At 71.9% G+C, this 19,517-nt stretch carries 16 protein-coding genes; 9 read left to right on the top strand and 7 right to left on the bottom strand.

Features of this window, described 5'->3' with window-relative positions; translation table 11 throughout:
* The first annotated feature begins 2 nt into the window (after nucleotides 1–2).
* From manD to AB1046_RS13295, 3 genes are all read left to right on the top strand, one after another.
* Nucleotides 3–1,217 (top strand): D-mannonate dehydratase ManD, encoded by a 1,215-nt coding sequence (manD, locus tag AB1046_RS13305; RefSeq protein WP_369369784.1) that lies wholly within the window; start codon nucleotides 3–5, stop codon nucleotides 1,215–1,217.
* 85 nt (nucleotides 1,218–1,302) lie between these two features.
* A complete protein-coding gene (sigK, locus tag AB1046_RS13300; RefSeq protein WP_369369783.1) occupies nucleotides 1,303–1,884 on the top strand; it encodes an ECF RNA polymerase sigma factor SigK in 582 nt (193 codons plus the stop codon).
* Nucleotides 1,877–2,767, top strand: coding sequence for an anti-sigma factor (locus AB1046_RS13295; protein ID WP_369369782.1), 891 nt, complete (start codon nucleotides 1,877–1,879; stop codon nucleotides 2,765–2,767). Before sigK ends, AB1046_RS13295 begins: the two co-directional genes overlap by 8 nt.
* 95 nt (nucleotides 2,768–2,862) lie before the next feature.
* Here AB1046_RS13295 and AB1046_RS13290 read toward each other — a convergent pair whose 3' ends face one another.
* The gene (locus AB1046_RS13290) at nucleotides 2,863–3,525 is read right to left on the bottom strand and encodes a fasciclin domain-containing protein (RefSeq protein WP_369369781.1); all 663 of its coding nucleotides are present in this window, start codon (nucleotides 3,523–3,525) and stop codon (nucleotides 2,863–2,865) included.
* A gap of 172 nt (nucleotides 3,526–3,697) precedes the next feature.
* Here AB1046_RS13290 and AB1046_RS13285 point away from each other — a divergent pair, with 172 nt between their 5' ends.
* Nucleotides 3,698–5,482, top strand: a complete 1,785-nt coding sequence (locus AB1046_RS13285; protein WP_369369780.1) for a cytochrome c biogenesis protein CcdA — start codon at nucleotides 3,698–3,700, stop codon at nucleotides 5,480–5,482.
* A gap of 95 nt (nucleotides 5,483–5,577) precedes the next feature.
* Nucleotides 5,578–7,143 carry a hypothetical protein gene (locus tag AB1046_RS13280; RefSeq protein WP_369369779.1) on the top strand — a complete coding sequence of 522 codons (1,566 nt, stop codon included), beginning with the start codon at nucleotides 5,578–5,580 and terminating at the stop codon, nucleotides 7,141–7,143.
* A 4-nt stretch (nucleotides 7,144–7,147) separates the two neighbouring features.
* Here the strand turns inward: AB1046_RS13280 and AB1046_RS13275 are convergent, their stop codons facing one another.
* The 4 genes from AB1046_RS13275 to AB1046_RS13260 form a co-directional block, all read right to left on the bottom strand.
* The gene (locus AB1046_RS13275) at nucleotides 7,148–7,945 is read right to left on the bottom strand and encodes a hypothetical protein (RefSeq protein WP_369369778.1); all 798 of its coding nucleotides are present in this window, start codon (nucleotides 7,943–7,945) and stop codon (nucleotides 7,148–7,150) included.
* Nucleotides 7,946–8,043: 98 nt separating this feature from the next.
* Complete coding sequence (locus tag AB1046_RS13270) at nucleotides 8,044–9,924, bottom strand: serine/threonine-protein kinase (protein WP_369369777.1); 1,881 nt, start codon at nucleotides 9,922–9,924, stop codon at nucleotides 8,044–8,046.
* Nucleotides 9,925–10,147: 223 nt separating this feature from the next.
* Entirely contained in the window at nucleotides 10,148–10,576 is a 429-nt protein-coding gene (locus AB1046_RS13265) for an organic hydroperoxide resistance protein (RefSeq protein ID WP_369369776.1), read from the bottom strand.
* Between the two features lie 101 nt (nucleotides 10,577–10,677).
* Nucleotides 10,678–11,310, bottom strand: a complete 633-nt coding sequence (locus tag AB1046_RS13260; RefSeq protein WP_369375699.1) for a TetR/AcrR family transcriptional regulator — start codon at nucleotides 11,308–11,310, stop codon at nucleotides 10,678–10,680.
* Nucleotides 11,311–11,576: 266 nt separating this feature from the next.
* Between AB1046_RS13260 and AB1046_RS13255 the strand changes: the two genes are divergently transcribed.
* Together AB1046_RS13255 and AB1046_RS13250 are read left to right on the top strand one after the other, a co-directional pair.
* Complete coding sequence (locus AB1046_RS13255; RefSeq protein ID WP_369369775.1) at nucleotides 11,577–13,106, top strand: hypothetical protein; 1,530 nt, start codon at nucleotides 11,577–11,579, stop codon at nucleotides 13,104–13,106.
* A 49-nt stretch (nucleotides 13,107–13,155) separates the two neighbouring features.
* Complete coding sequence (locus AB1046_RS13250; RefSeq protein ID WP_369369774.1) at nucleotides 13,156–14,772, top strand: family 20 glycosylhydrolase; 1,617 nt, start codon at nucleotides 13,156–13,158, stop codon at nucleotides 14,770–14,772.
* 4 nt (nucleotides 14,773–14,776) lie between these two features.
* Here AB1046_RS13250 and rsmI read toward each other — a convergent pair whose 3' ends face one another.
* Nucleotides 14,777–15,652 carry a 16S rRNA (cytidine(1402)-2'-O)-methyltransferase gene (gene rsmI, locus AB1046_RS13245; RefSeq protein WP_369369773.1) on the bottom strand — a complete coding sequence of 292 codons (876 nt, stop codon included), beginning with the start codon at nucleotides 15,650–15,652 and terminating at the stop codon, nucleotides 14,777–14,779.
* A gap of 33 nt (nucleotides 15,653–15,685) precedes the next feature.
* Here rsmI and AB1046_RS13240 point away from each other — a divergent pair, with 33 nt between their 5' ends.
* Nucleotides 15,686–17,467, top strand: coding sequence for a dolichyl-phosphate-mannose--protein mannosyltransferase (locus AB1046_RS13240; RefSeq protein ID WP_369369772.1), 1,782 nt, complete (start codon nucleotides 15,686–15,688; stop codon nucleotides 17,465–17,467).
* 16 nt (nucleotides 17,468–17,483) lie between these two features.
* Here AB1046_RS13240 and AB1046_RS13235 read toward each other — a convergent pair whose 3' ends face one another.
* Nucleotides 17,484–18,080, bottom strand: a complete 597-nt coding sequence (locus tag AB1046_RS13235) for an isochorismatase family protein (protein ID WP_369369771.1) — start codon at nucleotides 18,078–18,080, stop codon at nucleotides 17,484–17,486.
* Nucleotides 18,081–18,231: 151 nt separating this feature from the next.
* Between AB1046_RS13235 and AB1046_RS13230 the strand changes: the two genes are divergently transcribed.
* Complete coding sequence (locus tag AB1046_RS13230; RefSeq protein WP_369375697.1) at nucleotides 18,232–19,443, top strand: sorbosone dehydrogenase family protein; 1,212 nt, start codon at nucleotides 18,232–18,234, stop codon at nucleotides 19,441–19,443.
* Nucleotides 19,444–19,517: the final 74 nt, after the last annotated feature.

Here is a 19,517-nt window from a genome sequence, read left to right as displayed (position 1 = left end):
GCATGAAGATCGTCGACGCGAAGGTCGTCGTCACCTCGCCCGGCCGTAACTTCGTCACCCTCCAGATCACCACGGACGACGGTGTGACCGGACTCGGCGACGCCACCCTCAACGGGCGCGAGCTCGCCGTGGTCAGCTACCTGCGCGACCACGTCGCGCCGCTGCTGATCGGGCGCGACCCGCACCGCATCGAGGACGCCTGGCAGTTCCTGTACCGGGGCGCCTACTGGCGCCGCGGTCCGGTGACCATGGCCGCGATCGCCGCGGTCGACGTCGCGCTGTGGGACATCAAGGCGAAGGTCGCGGGCCTGCCGCTGTACCAGCTGCTCGGCGGTGCCAGCCGCGACCGGATCCGCGCCTACGGGCACGCGAACGGCTCCAGCCTGCCCGAGATCTTCGACTCGGTCCGGTCGCTGCAGGAGCGGGGCTACCGCAGCATCCGCATCCAGAGCGGGGTCCCCGGCCTCAAGTCGGTCTACGGCGTCCACACGACGACGTCGGACGACGCCTCAGCGCCGGACCTGCTCGCTCAGCCCGCCGTGGAGGACTGGGACACGGCCGCGTACCTGCGGTACATCCCGAAGGTCTTCGAGGCGGTGCGCAACGAGTTCGGCCCCGACCTGCCGCTGCTGCACGACGCGCACCACCGGCTGTCCCCGATCGAGGCCGCCCGCCTCGGCAAGGACCTGGAGCCCTACGACCTGTTCTGGCTGGAGGACTGCACACCCGCCGAGGACCAGGAGGCGCTGCGGCTCGTGCGCCGGCACACCACTACGCCGCTCGCGATCGGCGAGGTGTTCAACACCGTGTTCGACTACCAGACGCTCATCGACGAACGGCTCATCGACTACGTGCGCTCCGCCGTCACGCACTTCGGCGGTGTGAGCCCGATGAAGAAGCTGTTCGACTACGCAGGGCAGCGCGGGATCAAGAGCGCCATCCACGGGCCGGAGGACATCTCGCCGGTCGGCATGGCGGCCGCGCTCCACCTGGACCTGGCGATCCACAACTTCGGCATCCAGGAGTACTCGGGGCACACGGACCTCACCAACGAGGTCTTCCGGCACGCCTACACGTTCGACGACGGCTACCTGCATCCGGGCGAGGTGCCCGGCATCGGCGTCGAGCTGGACGAGGAGCTGGCTGCCGCCCACCCCTACAGCCCGGGCTACCTGCCGATCAACCGCCTGAAGGACGGCACGCTCCACGACTGGTGATCGGGATCACCCCATCCGGGAGGGGTTCGGCGCCGAACCTTCTGTGCAGAGACGATCGGGGGTGTTCTTGGGGCAGACTGGGGCGGTGGCATCACCACCAGTCCGGACCTCGTCGCGCGACACCGTCGACGCACTCCTCACGGCGTGCGCCGGGGGAGACCCCGCGGCGTTCGCCCCGGTGTACGACGCGCTGGGGCCGGTAGCCTACGGCGCGTCACTCGGCGTCCTGCGCGACCCCGATCATGCGGCAGAGGTGACCCAGGAGGTGATGGTGGAGGTGTGGCAGACAGCAGCACGGTTCGACGCGACCCGCGGCTCCGCCCGGACCTGGGTCGCGACGCTCGCGCGTCGGCGCGCCGTCGACCGCGTGCGGTCGGAGCAGGCGCGCCGGGACCGTGACCAGCGGGACACGGACCTGCGGATGGGGGAGTCGGTCCGCGACGTCGTGGTCGAGGACGTCGAGCGGAACCTCGAGGGTTCGGCCGTGCGCCGCTGCATCGAGGGCCTGACCCCGACCCAGCGTGAGGCGGTGGTGGTCGCGTACTACGGCGGCCTCACCTACCGCGAGGTCGCCGAGCAGCTTGACGCCGCGCTGCCCACTGTGAAGAGCAGGATCCGCGACGGCCTCAACCGGCTCCGCGACTGCCTGGGGGTGCGTCATGGCTGACGAGATGACTGGCACTGGCCCGCAGAACGTGCGTCCCGACGTCTGGGACCTGCTGCCCGGGTACGCCCTGGACGCCCTCGACGACCTGGACCGGCGCGCCGTCGAGCGCCTGCTGGAGTCGGACGCCGACGCGCGGCGCGAGCTCGACGAGTACCGCGAGGTCGTCGCGGCCTTCGCGATCGAGACCGAGCCCCCGGCCGCCCTGCGGGCGAGCGTGCTGGAACGGGTGCAGAGCACGCCGCAGCTGCCCGCCGTGAGCCTTCCGCCTGCTGCGCCGGGCTTGGAGCCCGGCCCGGCCGTCACGTCATCCGGCGTCTCGGCCCTCGGTTCCGGCCCGACGCCGGACGCCGGCGCCACGCCTGGTCTTGCTGCCGCCCCCGGTGAGGGCACCATGCCGGACGCCGGGAACGACGTCGTCGACCTCGCTTCCCGCCGGCGAAGCCGGCGTTGGGGCGTCGCAGCGGTCTCCGTCGCGGCGGCAGCCGCGATCGCCGTCCCGACGACGATCGCCGTGCAGGTGACCGCCGAGCGCGACCGGCTGCGCGAGCAGTCCCAGGTGGTCGCCGAGATGCTCGCCGACCCCGAGGGCTCGATCCTCCGCCGCGCGATCGAGGGCGGCGGCCAGGCCTCGGTTCTGGTAGCCGACGGCGACCTGTTCTTCCGGGCGGAGGACCTGCCCGACCTCGACCCCGACCGGGCGTACCAGCTCTGGGTGGTCGCTCCCGACGGCAGCGTGTCCTCGGCGGGCGTCCTCGCCGAGGACGACGGCGACGTCTCGTCGCTCGTGCGGCAGGCCGACGGTATCGGCATCGCCGTGACAGTGGAGCCCGAGGGTGGGTCCGAGCAGCCGACGACCGACCCCATCGTCGTCCTCACCACCTAAGCCACCCCAGCAAAGACGAACGGCCCGCCTCGACCGGAAGGTCGAGGCGGGCCGTTGTTGTTCAGTGCCGTCTCACGACGGCGGGGTGCAGCAGATCACATCGGGGGCATGAGCACAGCGTCGATGAGGTAGACGGTCGCGTTCTGGGTCATCACGCCACCACAGATCACGTTCGCGTCGTTCACCGTGAGCTCGTCGCCGCTGCCGGCCACCTCGACGGTGTCGCCCTGGACGGTGGTCAGCTCGCCGACCACCTGGTCGGGGGTGAGCTGGCCGGGCACCACGTGGTACGTGAGGATCGAGCTCAGCAGGTCGGCGTCCGTGGACAGCGTGTCCATGGTCGCGGCGTCGATCGCCGCGAAGGCGTCGTCCACCGGGGCGAACACGGTGAACTCGTCACCGTTCAGGGTGTCGACGAGGTTGACGTCGGGGTTGACCTCACCGCTCACGGCCGCGACCAGGGTGGTCAGCAGCGGGTTGCTGGAGGCAGCCACCGCTACCGGCTCGGTCGACATGCCGGTGACCGACCCGGGGCCGTCCGGCACCTCTTCTGCGTAGGCCGCGCAGCCGGGGCCGACGAGGTTGGCGGCCGGGTCGACCATCTCTTCCGAAGGCTCCTCCGCCGGAGCGCTCGTCTCCTCGCTCGCAGTGGTCTCGCTCGCCGCCGGCTCGTCGCCCCCCGAGCAGGCCGTGAGGCCCAGCATGGTGATGGCTGCGATGCCGACTGCTGCGTAGGACTTGCGGGTTCGAACGTTCATCGGTCTCTCCTCGGTGTGTCGTCACCCCGCGTCTCACGGGGCGTCTTGCCCATGGTTCGGAGCCGACCGACACCCGGATGGGGGTGGATGCGCACGAGTTTTCCGACGGGGCCGTACCCATCCAGGACGGGGCCGTACCCATCCAGAAGGGCCCGCGCGACGAACCCGCCACATGGGAACCCTCATCGTCATCGGCCTACTGGGAGGCCTCATCACCGGAATCTCGCCATGCATCCTGCCGATGCTCCCCGTGATCTTCTTCGCGGGCGGTGTGCAGGGCGCACGGACCCGGAACGCCGACGACGCTGGGGGCACGGGCACCGGAGGTACGGCCACCGCCGTGCGCACCCGGCGCTCGCTGCGTCCCTATGTAGTCATCGCCGGGCTCGTCCTGAGCTTCAGCGTCTTCACACTGCTCGGCTCGCTGCTGCTCAACGTCCTGGGCCTGCCCCAGGACCTGCTGCGCTGGGCGGGCATCACGCTGCTCGTCGTGCTGGGCATCGGCATGATCGTGCCCCGGTTCGAGACCATCCTCGAACGGCCCTTCCAGCGCATCGCCGCCTTCGGGGCGAAGCGCGGCGCCGCCCGGCAGGACCGAGGCGCGTTCGCCCTCGGCCTTGGCCTCGGCGTGCTCTACGTGCCGTGCGCCGGACCGGTGCTCGCCGCGATCACGGTCGCCGGCGCCACGGGCAACATCGGTATCGAGACCGTGGTGCTCACGGTGTCGTTCGCGATCGGCGCCGCGATCCCGCTGCTCGTCTTCGCGCTCGCCGGGCGTCGGGTCGCCGAGCGGGTCAAGGCCTTCCAGCGGCACACCACGGCCATCCGCACGGGCGGCGGCATCGTCGTCATCCTGCTGGCGATCGCGCTGGCCTTCAACCTGCCCGCGGCGATCCAGCGGCTGCTCCCGGACTACACGGGCGCGCTGCAGCAGCGCATCGACTCCTCGGAGACCGTGCGCGAGGCGCTCGACCTCGGTGGCCTCGTCACCGACGAGAACCGCGAGCTGTCCAACTGCTCGAACGGTGCGGCGGTCCTGGAGGACTGCGGCCCCGCACCCGAGATCCGCGGTATCGACCGGTGGCTCAACACGCCCGACGGCCAGGCGCTCCAGCTCGAGGCCATGCGCGGCCAAGTGGTGCTCGTCGACTTCTGGACCTACTCGTGCATCAACTGCCAGCGGTCCATCCCGCACATCAACGCCTGGTACAACAGGTACGCCGACGTCGGCGAGGGCTTCGAGGTGATCGGGGTGCACACCCCCGAGTTCGCGTTCGAGCGCGAGACGCGCAACGTGATCCAGGGCGCCGAGGACCTCGGCGTGACCTACCCGATCGCCCAGGACAACTCGTACGCGACCTGGACGGCGTACCGGAACCGCTACTGGCCGGCCCAGTACCTGATCGACTCCGACGGCACCGTGCGGCACATCCGCCTGGGCGAGGGCGGGTACGAGAACACGGAGAAGCTGATCCGTGAGCTTCTCGCCGACGCAAACCCCGGAGTACAGCTGCCGGAGGCCACCACCGTCCAGGACGCGACCCCGCTCGACGAGATCACGCCCGAGACCTACTTCTCCATCAAGCGCGTCATCAACTACTCCGGCGAGCCGCGGTACGCGGCGGACCGCCAGGAGTTCACGCTCGAGGAGGACCAGCAGCAGGACACCTTCTCTCTCGGCGGCACCTGGGAGGTCGACTTCCAGGGCGCGACAGCGAGGTCCGACGACGCGCGGGTGCGCCTCGCCTACCGGTCGACGGACGTCTTTGTGGTCCTCGGCGGTGAAGGGACCGTTGAATCTACGGTGACCACCGACGGGCGCGAGGACACCCGGCAGATCGACGTCTCCGGGAACCCGCGGCTCTACCCCGTGCTGGAGGGCGACGGGCCGAGCGAGGGGCTGGTGGACCTCCAGGTGCCCGAGGGCGTCCAGGTCTTCACGATGACGTTCGGCTGAGGCCTGCCGGCCTCGTGACCTGGTGCTCCACCTTCCGGGAGGGGTCCCGGTGGTTCTAGGCTTCACTGGGCGCAGACCCGACCAGAGGAGCAGCCATGGATACCCAGAGCGGCACGCCCGAGAATCCCTGGGGCTCCGGCGAGGTGTGGTCAGAGCCGCCCTCGCCGCCCGAGCCGGTCGAGCCGCCCACGGCCGACCGGCTCGCGGTCCTGCTCGGTAACGCGACCCTGCTGGGCCTCGGCTACGTGTTCCTGCGGCGGTGGGGGCTCCTCGCCGCCGCTCTGGCCGGCACGCTGGTGCTGCTCATCATCCTGGCGGCCGCTCCCGGTTCCCCCGGCTGGCTGATCGTGCTCGCGGTGTGGTGGCTGGCGATGATCGCGCACGGCTGGTGGCTCACCCGCCCCGCGCAGATCACCCCGGCGGAGCGCCCGCTCACCCAGCGCATCGTGGCCGGTGCCGTGGTCCTGGCACTGGTGGTCGCCGTCGTCGGGCTGCGGATCAACACGACACGGACGGTCGACGCCGCCGCCGACGCCCACGCGGCCGGCGACTGCGGCCGGGCGACCGAGCTGCTGGAGCGGATCGGGCCCACCGACCGCGTGGTCGACGGCTCGACGGCCCTGGAAGGAGAGGCGGACCTGGAGGCCTGCGGGCTCCTGCTCGACGCGCTCGCGCCGGGTGAGCAGGAGCTTGTGGCCGCCGCGGAGCTGCAGGTGTACATGGACAACCCGAGGGCACTGTGGGACGGCGCCGGGCCCAAGCGCGCCGAGCACCTGCTCAATGCCGCGTATGTTTCCGGCCAGATCGACCAGGAGTCGCTGGAGGCCGGGTTCGAGCAGCTGACGACGACGCTGGACGAGGTCCCGAGCCAGGCCGGTCAGGTGGAGTCCGTCGCTGAGACGTTCCTGGCCAACCTCGCCGAGGACCCGGACAACTGCGCGGCCCGCGACGTCGTCGAATGGGTCGACGCCCAGGGCTGGGAGGCGCCGGCGCTGGCCGAGCCGGTCGCGGCGGCGTCGGGCGAGGTGCCGAGGCGAGTGCTCGAGTGCGCCCGCGACCTGTCCGACGCGGACGAGCTGACGGCGTCGCGCCATGCCTACGAGGCGTTCCTGCACGACTTCCGCGCAGACGAGCGCGCCGATGCCGCGTCCGACGAGCTGTACGACGTGATCACCGGCATCCAGCGCAAGAACGTGCGGGGCCTGCTCACCGCCCAGCGGTACTGCGCCAACCCCTCCCCGTACCGGGGCGCGGAGCCGTACCGGCGCAGCGGCGCCAACCCGATGCGGGTGTACGGCATCAACCCGGAGGCGCACGACTTCCCGGGCTCCTGGCTGGCGGAGAGCCTCGAGGACATGGTGCTCGTGGCGTGCGTCGACGGGCCCAAGGACGGCTCCTACCAGGAGACCTGCCTGTACGAGAGCGACGCGAACCCCTTCGGGGAAGACGTCCGGTTCTACGCGAGCCGGTTCGACGTGAAGCTCTACGAGATCCGTACGGGCCGACAGGTCGCGGCCTTCTCGGACGAGTTCGGCGAGCCGTGCCCGCCGAGCATCGTGGTGGAGTCCTTCCTCGTCGACTTCTTCGTCCCGCCGGACACGAAGCGCTCGTCGTTCACCTCGGCCGAGCTCCGCGGCATGTTCGAGGTCTACCAGAACTGACCACTCAGCGAAGGTCTTCCAAGAGCAGGATGTCCGGTGGGACCAGGGTGCGGGTCTGCAGCAGCTCGGTGATCAGGTTGTGGTTGAGCATGTTGCCCACCGGCTCACCGACCTCCTCGCGGGTCAGCCCCGGCACTCCCGCGCGCGAGAGCCGGCGCCGGACGCCCGACACGAGGTGCTCCACTCGCTTGCCGCTCCACTGCTCGCCGGGCTGCAGCGCGCCCAGGTCCACCGAGACCTGCTGCCAGGTCGAGGGCTGCGGGTAGGCCTCGTGCAGCAGGTACTTCTGCGCGAGCGAGACCAGCGCCAGCCGCTCGTCGGCGCGGAGCTTCCAGGGCTTGTCCCGCAGCGTCGCCGCGTCGGGCGCCGGGCGGGGCAGGCGCCCGTCCTCGTCCGCGACGTAGAGCTCGAGCAGGTGCCGGCGTCGGGCAGTGCCGTTGACGAAGACCGGCGTGTAGCCCGCTTCGACCGGGTAGGGATCGTCCTCGGGGAACAGCGTCATGGAGCGGGGGAGCTGGAGCGCCCGGTGCCCGGTGTTGGCGAGCCACCACCGGCCGCCGCGGAACGTGACGCTGCCCTGGGTGCGGCTGATCCGCAGGTCGTCCTCGCCCACGCAGACGTGCACCTCGGGGCGGTTGCGCCCGAACACCACCGAGCGCTCCTCCCGGGCGCCGAGCCGGACGCCGCCGGACACGGACAGGGCGTAGATGGTGCCCGGCTCCGACGTCGGCACACCGAACGCCAGGCTGGCGTGGCTGGCGGAGAGCGGTGCGGTGCCCTCCATCTGCGGGATATCCGTCATGGCAACCTCCAGGTGTTCTGGCCGCGAGCCTGACATGCAGTCTCGGGGACCCCTCCCGACACCGCACGGTCAGCCCCGGTCAGCTCCCGTCAGCCCCGTCAGGACAGGGCCGGCAGCCGGGCCGCTACCGGCTCGGCGATGTCCAGGGTGAGGTCGCAGAGCTCTTCCACCGGCACGTCGGAGCCAGCCTGGAGGTGGAACCGGATCAGCTCCGCGACGATGTCGCCGTCGCCGTCCGGGCTGACCGTTACCCGGTTCACGACTTCGACCACGCACGAGCTCGCGGACAACAAGGCGCCCTCGTCGAACACCTCGTGCCCGCTGAAGACGTGGCGCCTGCCGTCGTCGTCCGAGGGCGGCTCGCCGTTCCGGAACAGCACGCGCAGCTCCTTGCCGTCGTCCGTCTCCCACCGGCAGTCCCACTCGGCGAACCCGACGAAGGCGGGGTCGGGGTCGACTCCGGGCAGCTGCTCGAGCGGTTCCCCGGCGAGCAGGTCGCACGCGCTCTGGGTGTAGAGCGATCCCGGGACGGGGTCCCGTTCGCGGCGCGGGAGCTGGCCCCCGTTGAGCAGGGTGGTGGCGCGGTCGAGGCTTGCTTCGGCAAACGCGCAGAGGTCGTCGACCTCCGGCTCGTCGAGCGACGTGTTGGCCCACGGCTCGGGCCACGCGTCCAGCAAGATGGTGTAGCGGCCTCCGGGCAGGTACAGCTCGCGGCTGCACTCCTCGGGCAGATCGCTCTCGTCGTCCACCACGGTGATCCCGTTGACCTGCCGATTCGGCTCGGCGGGTTCGTCCGTGTTGCGCAAGAGCGAGACGCCGGCCGCGACCGCCGCGCCGTCGTCGGTCATCACGACCACGTCACAGGTGTTGAGATCACCGTCGTCGGTACGGATCCGTGCCTGGCCGAGCGCGCCGAGCGCCTCGACGTCGTGGAGAGCGCACGGGTCGGCGGTCGCCTGATCCCCGATGGTTGCCGCGCTCGTGGTCGTGCCCTGGTCGGCGGGGGCCGCCGCGGCGTCCACGCTGTTTGTGCCCGGCGCCTCGTCGCCGCGCGCCTGCCCGCGGTCGAGGGAGAACCAGACGGCGGACGAGGCCGCGGCCACCAGGACGACGGCGACACCGGCCGCCGCGAGGGCGCGGCCGCGACGCAGCGGGCGCCGGGCCGGCTCGGGCCCGACGCCGGCCGTCGGATCGCCGGCCAGCGCCGCCAGCTCCTGCCGGACCTGCGCCAGGCGCGGCCGGTCGCCGGGCTTCTTGGCCAGCATCCGCAGGACGACGGGGGCCATGGCGCCGGCCCGCTTGGGCGGGCGGACCTCCTCGGACACGGTCTTCCACAGCAGGGCGTGCGGGTTGTCGTCGCCGAACGGCGTGGTGCCTTCGAGCGTGTAGTAGAGGGTGGCGCCGAGCGACCAGACGTCGGCGGTCTCGGTGAACCGGCCGCCCTTGGCCACCTCGGGCGCAAGATAGCCCGGCGTCCCGGTGAGCGCGCCGGTGGCCGTGACCGTCTCCTCGTTGTGCAGCGGGCGGGAGATGCCGAAGTCGGCGAGCTTCGCGAAGCCGTCGCCGGTCACCAGGACGTTGGCGGGCTTCACGTCCCGGTGCAGGACCCGGTGCGCGTGCACCGCCTCGAGCCCGCCGGCGAGCTGGGCGCCGTAGCGGGCCGCCTCCCCGACGGAGAGCCGGCCGACGTCGGAGAGCGGGCGGCCGGCCACGTACTCCATGACCACCCAGACCTCGCCGTCGTCGTCGACCACGTCGTGCACCGAGACCACGTGCGGGTGGTTGATCCGCGCGAGGGTCTGGGCCTCGCGGCGAACCCGGTCGGCCCCGCCGGCATCGCCGTCGTACCGCGTGCGCTTGAGTGCCACCGGCCGCTCGTGCAGCTTCAGGTCCGCGGCGCGCCAGACCTCGCCGTGCCCGCCGGAACCGAGCCGCTCCTGGAGCCGGTACCGGTCGCCGACCATCTGCCCGGTGTGCACCGCTCGAACTCCCCCTATTAGGTCCCTTGTCTGATAGCGGGTGAAGTTCCCGCGTTGCTGGGGAACGACGCTAGTACAGGCTGATCTGGAGGAACAGGGGGCGCGGACCGAGTTCGGGACCGCTCCCGAGCCAGGGGGGTCGCCTTGGGAACGACCTGAGGTACCAGTCCGGGCGGGATCTGGTACCTCAGGTCGTACTCGAAGCGAACTGCTGATGCCGCGGTCAGGCGACCGTCGTGTCGACCGTCACCGCGATGTTGCCCCGCGTGGCGTTCGAGTACGGGCACACCGTGTGCGCCGTCTCGACCAGCTGGTCGGCGGTGGCCTGGTCCAGGCCGACGAGCTCGACGTGCAGGGCCGCGCTCAGGCCGTACCGGCCGCCGTCCAGCGGGTTCAGGCCGACCTCTGCCACCACTGCGGAGTCGGTGAACTTGATCTTCTGTGCCGCGGCGACGGCCTTCAGCGCGCTGTGGAAGCACGCGGCCCAGCCGGCGGCGAACATCTGCTCGGGGTTGGTGCCCCCGCCCGGCCCGCCCATGGCGGTCGGGATCGCGAGCTTGACGTCGAGCACGCCGTCGTCGGTAACGACCTGGCCTCCGGCGCGGCCGTCCCCGGTGGACGTCGCGATCGCGGTGTAGATGGTGTCAGCCATGTTGTGCTCCTTCTGGTTCCAACCAGGTAGACGAACTAGTACGTCTACCTTAGAGCCGAAGGGTCGGAGAACACAAGCCCGCGCCGGCCGGAGCGGTGCGGCTAGTCGGCGGACTCGGTGCCGTGGGCGGTCACGACGGCGAAGATGGACCGCGCCAGTGCGCTCCCGACCTGCGCCGGGTCGTCGAGATAGCCGGAGAGCATGGCGCCGTCGCGCAGCATCAGCACCTCGTCGGCGGCTTCGCCGGGGTCGATCACGTGCATCTGCCCGAGCATCTCGGTGAAGGTCTGGCGGTACCACGCGCGGTGCTCGGCGACCACCTTCCGGACCGGGCTGTCCGGGGCGGCGTACTCGGCCGCCGCGTTGATGAAGGCGCAGCCCCGGAAGCCCGGCTTGCACATCTCGGTGCCCACACCGTTGGCGAACAGGCGGAACGCCTCGTCGGCGCCGTTCGCGGCCTCGCGCATGGCGTCGAGCGCTCCGCGCTCCCAGGCGCCCTGTCGCAGCAGGTAGGCGACGACGAGGTCGTCCTTGGTGTGGAAGTGGCGGTAGAAGGTGACCTTGGTGATGCCCGCCTGCTGGATGATCTTGTCGGCGCTGACCGCCCGGATCCCGTGGGCGTAGAAGAGGTCGGTGGCCGCGTCGAGAATCCGGTCCCGGGGCGCGCGGAGCGACTCGGTGGTCGATTCGCCGCCACCCGACCCGGCGCCTGCCGTATCGCCGTTCGCTGTCATGGTGCTCACGCCGTGCCTCCCGCTTCCGTTCTCTTGACCGTGCGTCGAGGCCCAAGTCTACGTGGTGGTGGAGTGACGAGTTCGTCTACCGTGATCTGGAGCCGCCGTAATCGATGTCGCGGACCCACCGGGGTTTCCACTTCGTCGTCCGGTGGGGGAGAATGTGATTCGTGGTCATCCGGAACGCCCGATTCGTCCCGCACCACCGACCTGCGTCCGCAGCAGCTTTGCTAGCGGCCGCCGCCCTTGTTCTCGCCGGTTGTACGGTGCCGACAGCAGAGGGCGACGACGGCCGGACCGGGGCGACCTTCCAGGTCCGTGAACCCTCCGGGCCGGCGCTGGTGCTCGACTCGACGGATCCCGCCGAGCTCTCGCTCACCGCGAGCCAGGCCTTCTTCCATGCCTCGCCGGTCGCCGTGCTCGCCTCGGCCGACAACGACGAGGCGCGTGCCACTGCCGCGGCCACCGGCGTCGCCATCGCCGCGCCGGTGCTGCTCACCGACGGGGGCGTCTCGGACAGCAACCTCGCCGCCGAGCTCGAGCGGCTCGGAGCGAGCACCGTCGTTGTCATCGGCGACGAGCAGGCCGTCGCGGACGTGGGGGACGCCACGGGCGAGGCGGAGGTCGTCCGGTTCGATCCCGGTGCGCTGAGCGCGGCCGCGGAAGCAGCCGCTTCCGCCGGCAGCGACGGCAGCGCCGAGGACGAGGAGCAGGACGACGCCAAGGTCGACCTGCCCACCGCCGACCGCCTCGGCGCGGCCGACCTGGACCGGCTGCGCGCAGAGATCCCCGACGTCGCCGAGCCGCAGCTGCTGCAGGAGATCCTCGTCGCCGTGGACCCGGAGCTCGGTCAGGAGGCGGCGATCGGCACCGCGCTCGCCGCCGGCGCCGTCCCGGTGGAGGTTCCCGGCGGCAACATCGCCGCCAGCCCGGACACCGTCGCGACCATCCGCGCCCTCAAGCCGCTCGGCACGGTCGGGATCGGCAGCAGCTTCGGCGCAGCCGACGGCCTCGGCTGGCAGGTAGCGGTGGCGACGTCGGGCGCGACCCTGCCGGACGGCTCGCTGCAGCTGTTCCCGGGCCGGTACGTGTCGACGTCGTACGCGGTGCCGGCCGGGGTGGCGGACCCGGCGGTCGACGCGGTCCGTGCCGTGGACGCCGCCGCGCTCAACGGCGAGACGCTTGGCGGGTCGCCAGTGGTCACCGTCACGGCGAGCCTGCGCTCGACCGCGGCGGGCGAGGACGGCGACTACGTCGACGAGCAGCCGCTGGACCTGATCACGCCGGCGGTCGACACGATCCGCGAGGCCGGGCAGCTCGTGCTGCTCGACATCGCGCCGGGCAACCAGCCGCTGGCCGCGCAGCTCGACGATCTCGAGCCGCTGCTGACTCGGCCGGGCGTGGGCCTGTCGGTGCACCCGGAGTTCCGGGTGGCCGGCAACGGCGTGGCCGAGCCGGGCGCGGTACCGGTCGCGGAGCTGCAAGCGGTCGTGGACCGGCTCGCGACGATCGCCACCTCGAAGGGCCTGCCGCAGGTCATGCTCGAGGTGCACCAGTCGGCGGCGGCCTCCGTGGGCGACCGGGCCGGGCTCAGGATCCCGCCGCAGGTCGCCGTGATCTTCACCGCGGCAGGTCCCGGGGAGGGCCAGGCCACGGCCGCCGGGGTCTGGGCCGACGTCGCCTCCGGGATACCTCCACGGTCGTTCCTCGGCTGGTCAGCGCCGAGCGAGGTGCCCGCCGACCCCACGAGCATCATGCCCACCGAACCACTCCTGGGCCTGGTCTCCGCAGGCTGAACCTGACAAACTGCGGGGCATCCATCGGAGCGAAGGGGCCCTAACAATCATGACTACCGTGACCAGCGGCGCGGGCATCGTCGCCGACGCCGTCATCCCTGTACCTGTCCACCTCGAACGGGGCGAGGGGGCGCTGGATCTCACGACCGTCACCCTGGAGGCGTCCGACGCCGTGGTTGCGCGCCTCGCGGGTGAGCTGCTCACCGCCGCGGGAGCGTCGGTGGCGCCGGACGGCGGGGTGCCCGTCGCCCTGACGCTCGATCCCGCCGCGGGTCCGGAGGGCTCCCGGAACCCCGAGCGCTACACGCTGAGCGTGACCGCCGACGGTGTGACCGTCGCGGCCCCCGAACGGGCCGGCCTGCTGCACGGGGTGCGGACGCTGCGGCAGCTGATCAACGCGGGCCGGCTGAGAGCGGGGCGTGAGGAGGCCGACCGCGAAGGGGTCGACCGCGGGGAGGCGGGCGGACCGCTCGAGGTGGGCGCCGTCGTCGTGCGGGACGAACCGCGGTACCCGTGGCGTGGGCTGTCGCTCGACGTGGTGCGGCACTGGTTCGGGCAGGCGGACCTGCGGGCCGTCGTCGACCTGGTGGGCTCGTACAAGATGAACCGCCTGCACCTGCACCTCACCGACGACCAGGGCTGGCGGCTGGAGATCCCGTCCCGTCCCGCGCTGACGGAGAAGTCGTCGCAGGGTGCCGTCTCGGGCGCGCCCGGCGGGTTCCTCACCGCCGCCGAGTACCACGAGCTGCAGGAGTACGCGGCCGAGCGCGAGATCGTCATCGTGCCGGAGATCGACGTGCCCGGGCACGTCAACGCGGCGACGCACGCCTACGGCGAGCTCACGCCCACTGGCGAGCCCACCGACCCCTACGACGGGATCGAGGTCGGGTTCTCGCGGCTGCACTTCGAGCTGCCGAGCACCGAGCCGTTCCTGCGGGACGTCTTCACCGACGTGGCACGCATGACGCTGGGGCCGTGGGTGCACTTCGGCGGTGACGAGGTGCTGACCATCCGGCCCGACGAGTTCGGCCGGTTCGTGGTGCTGTGCCAGGAGATCATCTCGGGGGCGGGCAAGATTCCCGTCGCGTGGCAGGAGGGCGCCGGGTCCGCGCACGGTGACCAGTCGGCGGTGGCCGCGCTGGCGCAGTCGGCTGCGGCTTCCGGGGAGGGCGCAGCTTCCGGCGAGGTGCACGACGGCGAGGCGTCCGACGTCGTCCGGCCGGGGACCCTGCTGCAGTACTGGGACACCCGCCCCGACCCGGCCCCGTTCCGGCGTGCCGCGCGGGCGGGCGCCAAGTTCGTGATGTCGCCGGCCGACCGGGCGTACCTCGACATGAAGTACACGCCCGACCACGTGCTGGGCCAGCAGTGGGCCGGCTTCGTCGAGCTGCAGGACTCCTACGACTGGGAACCCGCCGAGCTCATCGACGGCCTGCCCGAGTCCGCGATCGAGGGCGTGTCGGCGGCGGTCTGGACCGAGACGATGATCAGCCGCGACGACCTGTTCTCCATGCTGCTGCCCCGGCTCGCCGCGGTGGCGGAGACCGCCTGGGCGCAGCCCGGCCTCAAGGACTGGGAGTCGTTCCGGACCCGCGTAGCGGTGGAGGCGGCCGCCTGGCGCCGCGACGGCGCCCCGTACCACCCGACCCCGCAGATCGACTGGTAGAGAGCTACTTTGGCGGGCGGGCGGCCAGGGCTGCCGCGTACAGGTCCCGCTTCGGGACGCCCGCGGCGTCCGCGACCTCCGCTACCGCCGCCTTGAGGCGCTCGCCTGCCGCTACCCGTTCGAGGACCTCGCCGACGACGTCGTCCACGCCGGCCCGCACCGCCGTCGCCCCGCTCACGACCACGCAGATCTCGCCGCGGAGCTGCTCGGCCGCCGCGCGCTGTGCGAGGTCCGCGAGGGGGCCGCGCAGCACCTCCTCGTAGGTCTTGGTGAGCTCCCGCGCGACGGCGGCCGGGCGGGTGTCCCCGAATACCGACGCCATGGCGGCCAGCGTCTCCGCGATCCGGTGCGGCGCCTCGAAGAAGACCATGGTGCGCGGTTCGGCGACCAGCGCGGTCAGCGTCCTGGTGCGGTCCCCGGCCTTGCGTGGCAGGAACCCCTCGAACGTGAACCGGTCGGTCGGCAGGCCGGAGAGCGCCAGCGCCGTCAGCACGGCGCTCGGCCCGGGGGCGGCGGTCACGCGCAGGTCGCGCTGGATCGCGCGCTCCACTATGCGGTACCCGGGGTCGGAGACGGACGGCATGCCGGCGTCGGTCACCACCACCACGGTGCCGCCCCCGGCGACGACGTCGAGCAGCTCGTCCGCCCGGGCCGTCTCGTTGTGCTCGTGATAGCTGGTGACCCTGCCCCGTACCTCGACACCGAGCCGCCCGGCGAGCCCGTGCAGGCGGCGGGTGTCCTCGGCGGCCACGACGTCGGCGTCGGCCAGCAGGCGGATCAGCCGGGGCGAGGCGTCCTCGGTGTTGCCGATCGGGGTGGCGGCCAGGACAAGAGAGCCGGCCTCGGGCGCGGGCCCAGGCATCGGGGACGGGTCGGTCATGAAGCACAGGGTCCCACGCTCTATGCTGGCCCGGTGTCCGAGCAGCCTGACGCCACTGGAGCGCATTTCGCCGCAACGCAGCAGGCTCTGCCCGGAACCTACGGCGCGCACATGCGCCGGGAGGCCGTGGGCGAGCAGATGACGCGAACCGGGTCGTTCCCCGCCGTCGCGCAGCCGTCGCGGCCCGAGCCGCCCGTGCGCGACCGCTTGCTGCGCGATCTGCTGGGCGAGCGACGCCTCCGGCTCGGCCTGCGGGTGTCGGACCGGTTCTGGGGCATCCTCGGCGCGCTGGTGGTGACCGCGATCGCCGCGGGCGCGCGGCTGTGGGCGCTGGGCCGCCCGGGCCAGCTGGTGTTCGACGAGACGTACTACGTCAAGGAGGGCTGGTCGCTGGCCAGCCTCGGCTTCGAGGCCGCGTGGCCCGAGGAGCCGAACCCGGCGTTCGAGGCCGGTGACGTCAGCTCGTACAACACCGACGAGGCCGAGTACGTGGTGCACCCGCCCGTCGGCAAGTGGATGATCGCGATCGGGATGCGCCTCATGGGCGGTGCCCAGGACCCCATGGCCTGGCGCATCGCGAGCGCCGTGATCGGCATCCTGGCCGTGTTCCTGATCGCGCGCATCGCGCGGCGGCTGTTCTCGTCCACGCTGCTGGGCCTGGTCGCGGGCCTGCTGCTCGCGGTCGACGGCGAGGCGATAGTGCACTCGCGCACCGGCCTGCTGGACCAGTTCCTCATGTTCTGGGTGCTCGTCGCGTTCGGCTGCCTGGTGCTGGACCGCGAGTGGGCCCGGCGTCGGCTCGCGGACCGGGTGGCGCAGATCGTCGAGGCGGGCGGGGCGATCGGGAAGTACGGCCCGCGGCTGGGCTTCCGCTGGTGGCGGCTCGCGGCGGCGGTGTCGCTGGGGCTGGCGTGCGGCGTCAAGTGGTCAGGCCTGTACTTCGTGGCGGCCTTCGGCCTGCTCACCGTCATCTGGGACATCACGGCCCGCCGCACCGCCGGTATCGAGCGGTGGTGGGAGGACGCCCTGGTGGTCGACGCCGTCCCGGCCGCCCTGATCATGCTGCCCACCGTGGTCGCGGTGTACATCGCGACGTGGTCCGCATGGTTCGCGCACCCGCAGTCGTACCTGCGGAACTGGGCGGTGGTGAACGACGCGTCCCCGCCGGGGTGGTGGCCGGACTGGGGCTGGGCGCAGAGCGGCTGGGATGCCGGGCGGTCCCTGTGGGAGTACCACCACATGATGTGGGACTTCCACAACGGGCTGAACTCGGAGCACAACTACGCGTCGCACCCGCTGGGCTGGATCGTGCAGTGGCGTCCGACGTCGTTCTTCTGGGAGAAGTACACGCCCGGCCAGGGGCCCTGCCCCGCGGACTCCGTGGGCGACTGCGCCCAGGCCGTGACGTCGCTCGGCAACCCGCTGCTGTGGTGGCTGAGCGCGCTCGCGATCCCCGTGGTGCTGGTGCTCGTGGTCCGGTACCGCGACTGGCGCGGCACGGCCGCCCTCGTGGGGATCGCCGCGGGCTGGCTGCCCTGGTTCCTGTACTCGTGGCCGCTCGACGACCGCACCATCTTCACGTTCTACTCGATCGTGTTCACGCCGTACGTGATCCTGACGCTCGTGTATCTCCTGGCGGTCGGGATAGAACGGACCCGGCGTGGGAGCGCCGACCGGCGGATCGTGAGCTGGCTGGCCGCGGTGGTGGTGCTGCTGATCGTCGGGGTGAGCGTGCTCTACTACCCGATCTGGACGGCGATGCCGGTGCCTTACGAGTACTGGCAGCGGCTGATGATTCTGCCTAGCTGGATCTGAACCGTCTGACTACGGATCAGAGGGTGGACGAGTCGCGGAGGTCCACGCCGGCCGCCGTCAGCTCCTGCTCGGCCAGCCGGCCCTGCTCGGGCGACACGGGGATGGTGAGGTCGGTCAGCACGCGGGCAGCGAGGCCCGCGCGGCGGGCGTCGAGCGCGGTGTGCTTGACGCAGTGCGACTCCACGAGGCCCACGACGTCGACGGCGGTGACCTCGGCGTCGGACAGGACGGTCTCGAGGGTGCGCCCGTGCTCGTCCGCGCCGTCGAACCCGGAGTACCCGTGCGAGTACTGGCCCTTCTTCAGCCGGGCGTCGGGGTTGAGGTCGGCCAGTGCGGGGTGCAGCTCGGCGTTCGGGGAGCCGGCGATGCCGTGCGGCGGCCACGAGTCGACGAAGTCCGGGGTCTCGCTGAAGTGCTCACCCGGGTCGATGTGCCAGTCCTGCGTGGTCAGCACCGTCACGTACCGGTCGCGGTGGGTCGCGGCGTAGGCGGCGACGCGGTCCGCTATCGCGTTCGCGCCCTCGGTGGCGAGCTCGCCACCCTCGCAGAACGTGGGCTGCACGTCGACGACGATCAGGGCCCGCCGCACGCTCCCGGACTCAGTGAGACTCATGCCTCTACTCTGCCACCGCGGCAGGGGCCGGCCGCGCCCGTCCACCCCAACACACTGCACGCGACACGCCGACAGTGGGATGCCGTGTGCAGGGGTCGCAAAATTCCGCCCGACCGCAGCCGCAGGGTGCTTCGATGGGGCAGTGGATTCCATGACCTCCAGGCTGCGGCGCTCGGGTTCTGTCATTGCTGGGCCGACAGGTGTGGCCCTGCTGCTCCTCGGCTGCACCGGCTCGCCCCAACCGGGCGTCGTGTCGCCGAGCCCGACGGTCTCAGAGTCCTCCCCGGCGTCGGGCTCGGCGTCGGGCGACGACCCTTGGGACGGGCAGGTGACCGCCGACGTCGAGGTGGTCGCGGAGGAGCTTCCGGTTCCTTGGGGCTTGGCTCCGCTGCCGGACGACAGGTTCCTCGTCACGATGCGGGACGACGCCATGCTTGCCGTGGTCTACCCGGACGGTGGTGTCGAGTACCTCGCCTGGTCGAGCGGAGCGCAGGAGCTCGCCGACCAGACCGTGGCCGACGGCGAGGGCGGGCTCCTGGGCGTGACCGTGGACCCGGAGGACGCAGGTCCGCTGATCACGGTCTTCCTGTACCGCACGGGGGAGACGGACAACGCCGTGCTACGGGCCGAGCTGGACCTCGACAGCGGAGTCCTGAGCGACCTCACGACCGTCCTCGACGGGATACCCAAGGCCTCGAACCACAACGGCGGGCGGATCGCGCTGGGTCCGGACGGGTACCTGTACGTCGCCACCGGCGACGCGGGGGACACGGCGAATGCCCAGGACCCGGAGTCGCTGGGCGGCAAGATCCTGCGCGTCACGCCCGACGGCGAGCCGGCGCCCGGCAACCCGGAGGCCGGCTCACCGGTGTGGTCCATGGGGCACCGCAACGTGCAGGGCCTGGCCTGGGACGCGAGCGGGCGGATGTTCGCCGCCGAGTTCGGGCAGGACGCGCTGGACGAGCTGAACGTGATCGAACCCGGCGGCAACTACGGCTGGCCCGAGGTCGAGGGCCCGGGCGACCAGCCCGGTTTCACGGATCCGGTGGCGTGGTGGCCGACGTCGGAGGCCTCGCCGTCGGGCATAACCGTCACTGACGAGGCCGTATACCTGGCCGCGCTCCGCGGGGAGCGCCTGTGGCGTGTGCCGCTGCTCGGCACGGCGTCGGACGTGGCGGATGGGGACAGCCCGGGCTTCGGGGAGCCGCAGGCGCTGCTCTCGGGGGAGTACGGGCGGCTCCGCGCGGTCCACGCGGCGTCGGACGGCGAGCTGTACGTGCTGACGAACAACACGGACGGCCGGGGTACACCGGCGGCCGAGGACGACCGGCTGCTGCGGGTGACGCTGACGCCGACCGAGTAACGGCCTGGGCCGACGAGATCGACCCCGCCGTCGTCCGCTGACGGAGCCCACCGCCGTCGGGCAGGGGCTGTGGA

The organism is Promicromonospora sp. Populi (assembly GCF_041081105.1).
GTDB lineage: Bacteria > Actinomycetota > Actinomycetes > Actinomycetales > Cellulomonadaceae > Promicromonospora.
The sequence above is the reverse complement of the archived record's forward strand: the minus strand, read 5'-3'. Positions and strand labels throughout refer to the sequence as shown.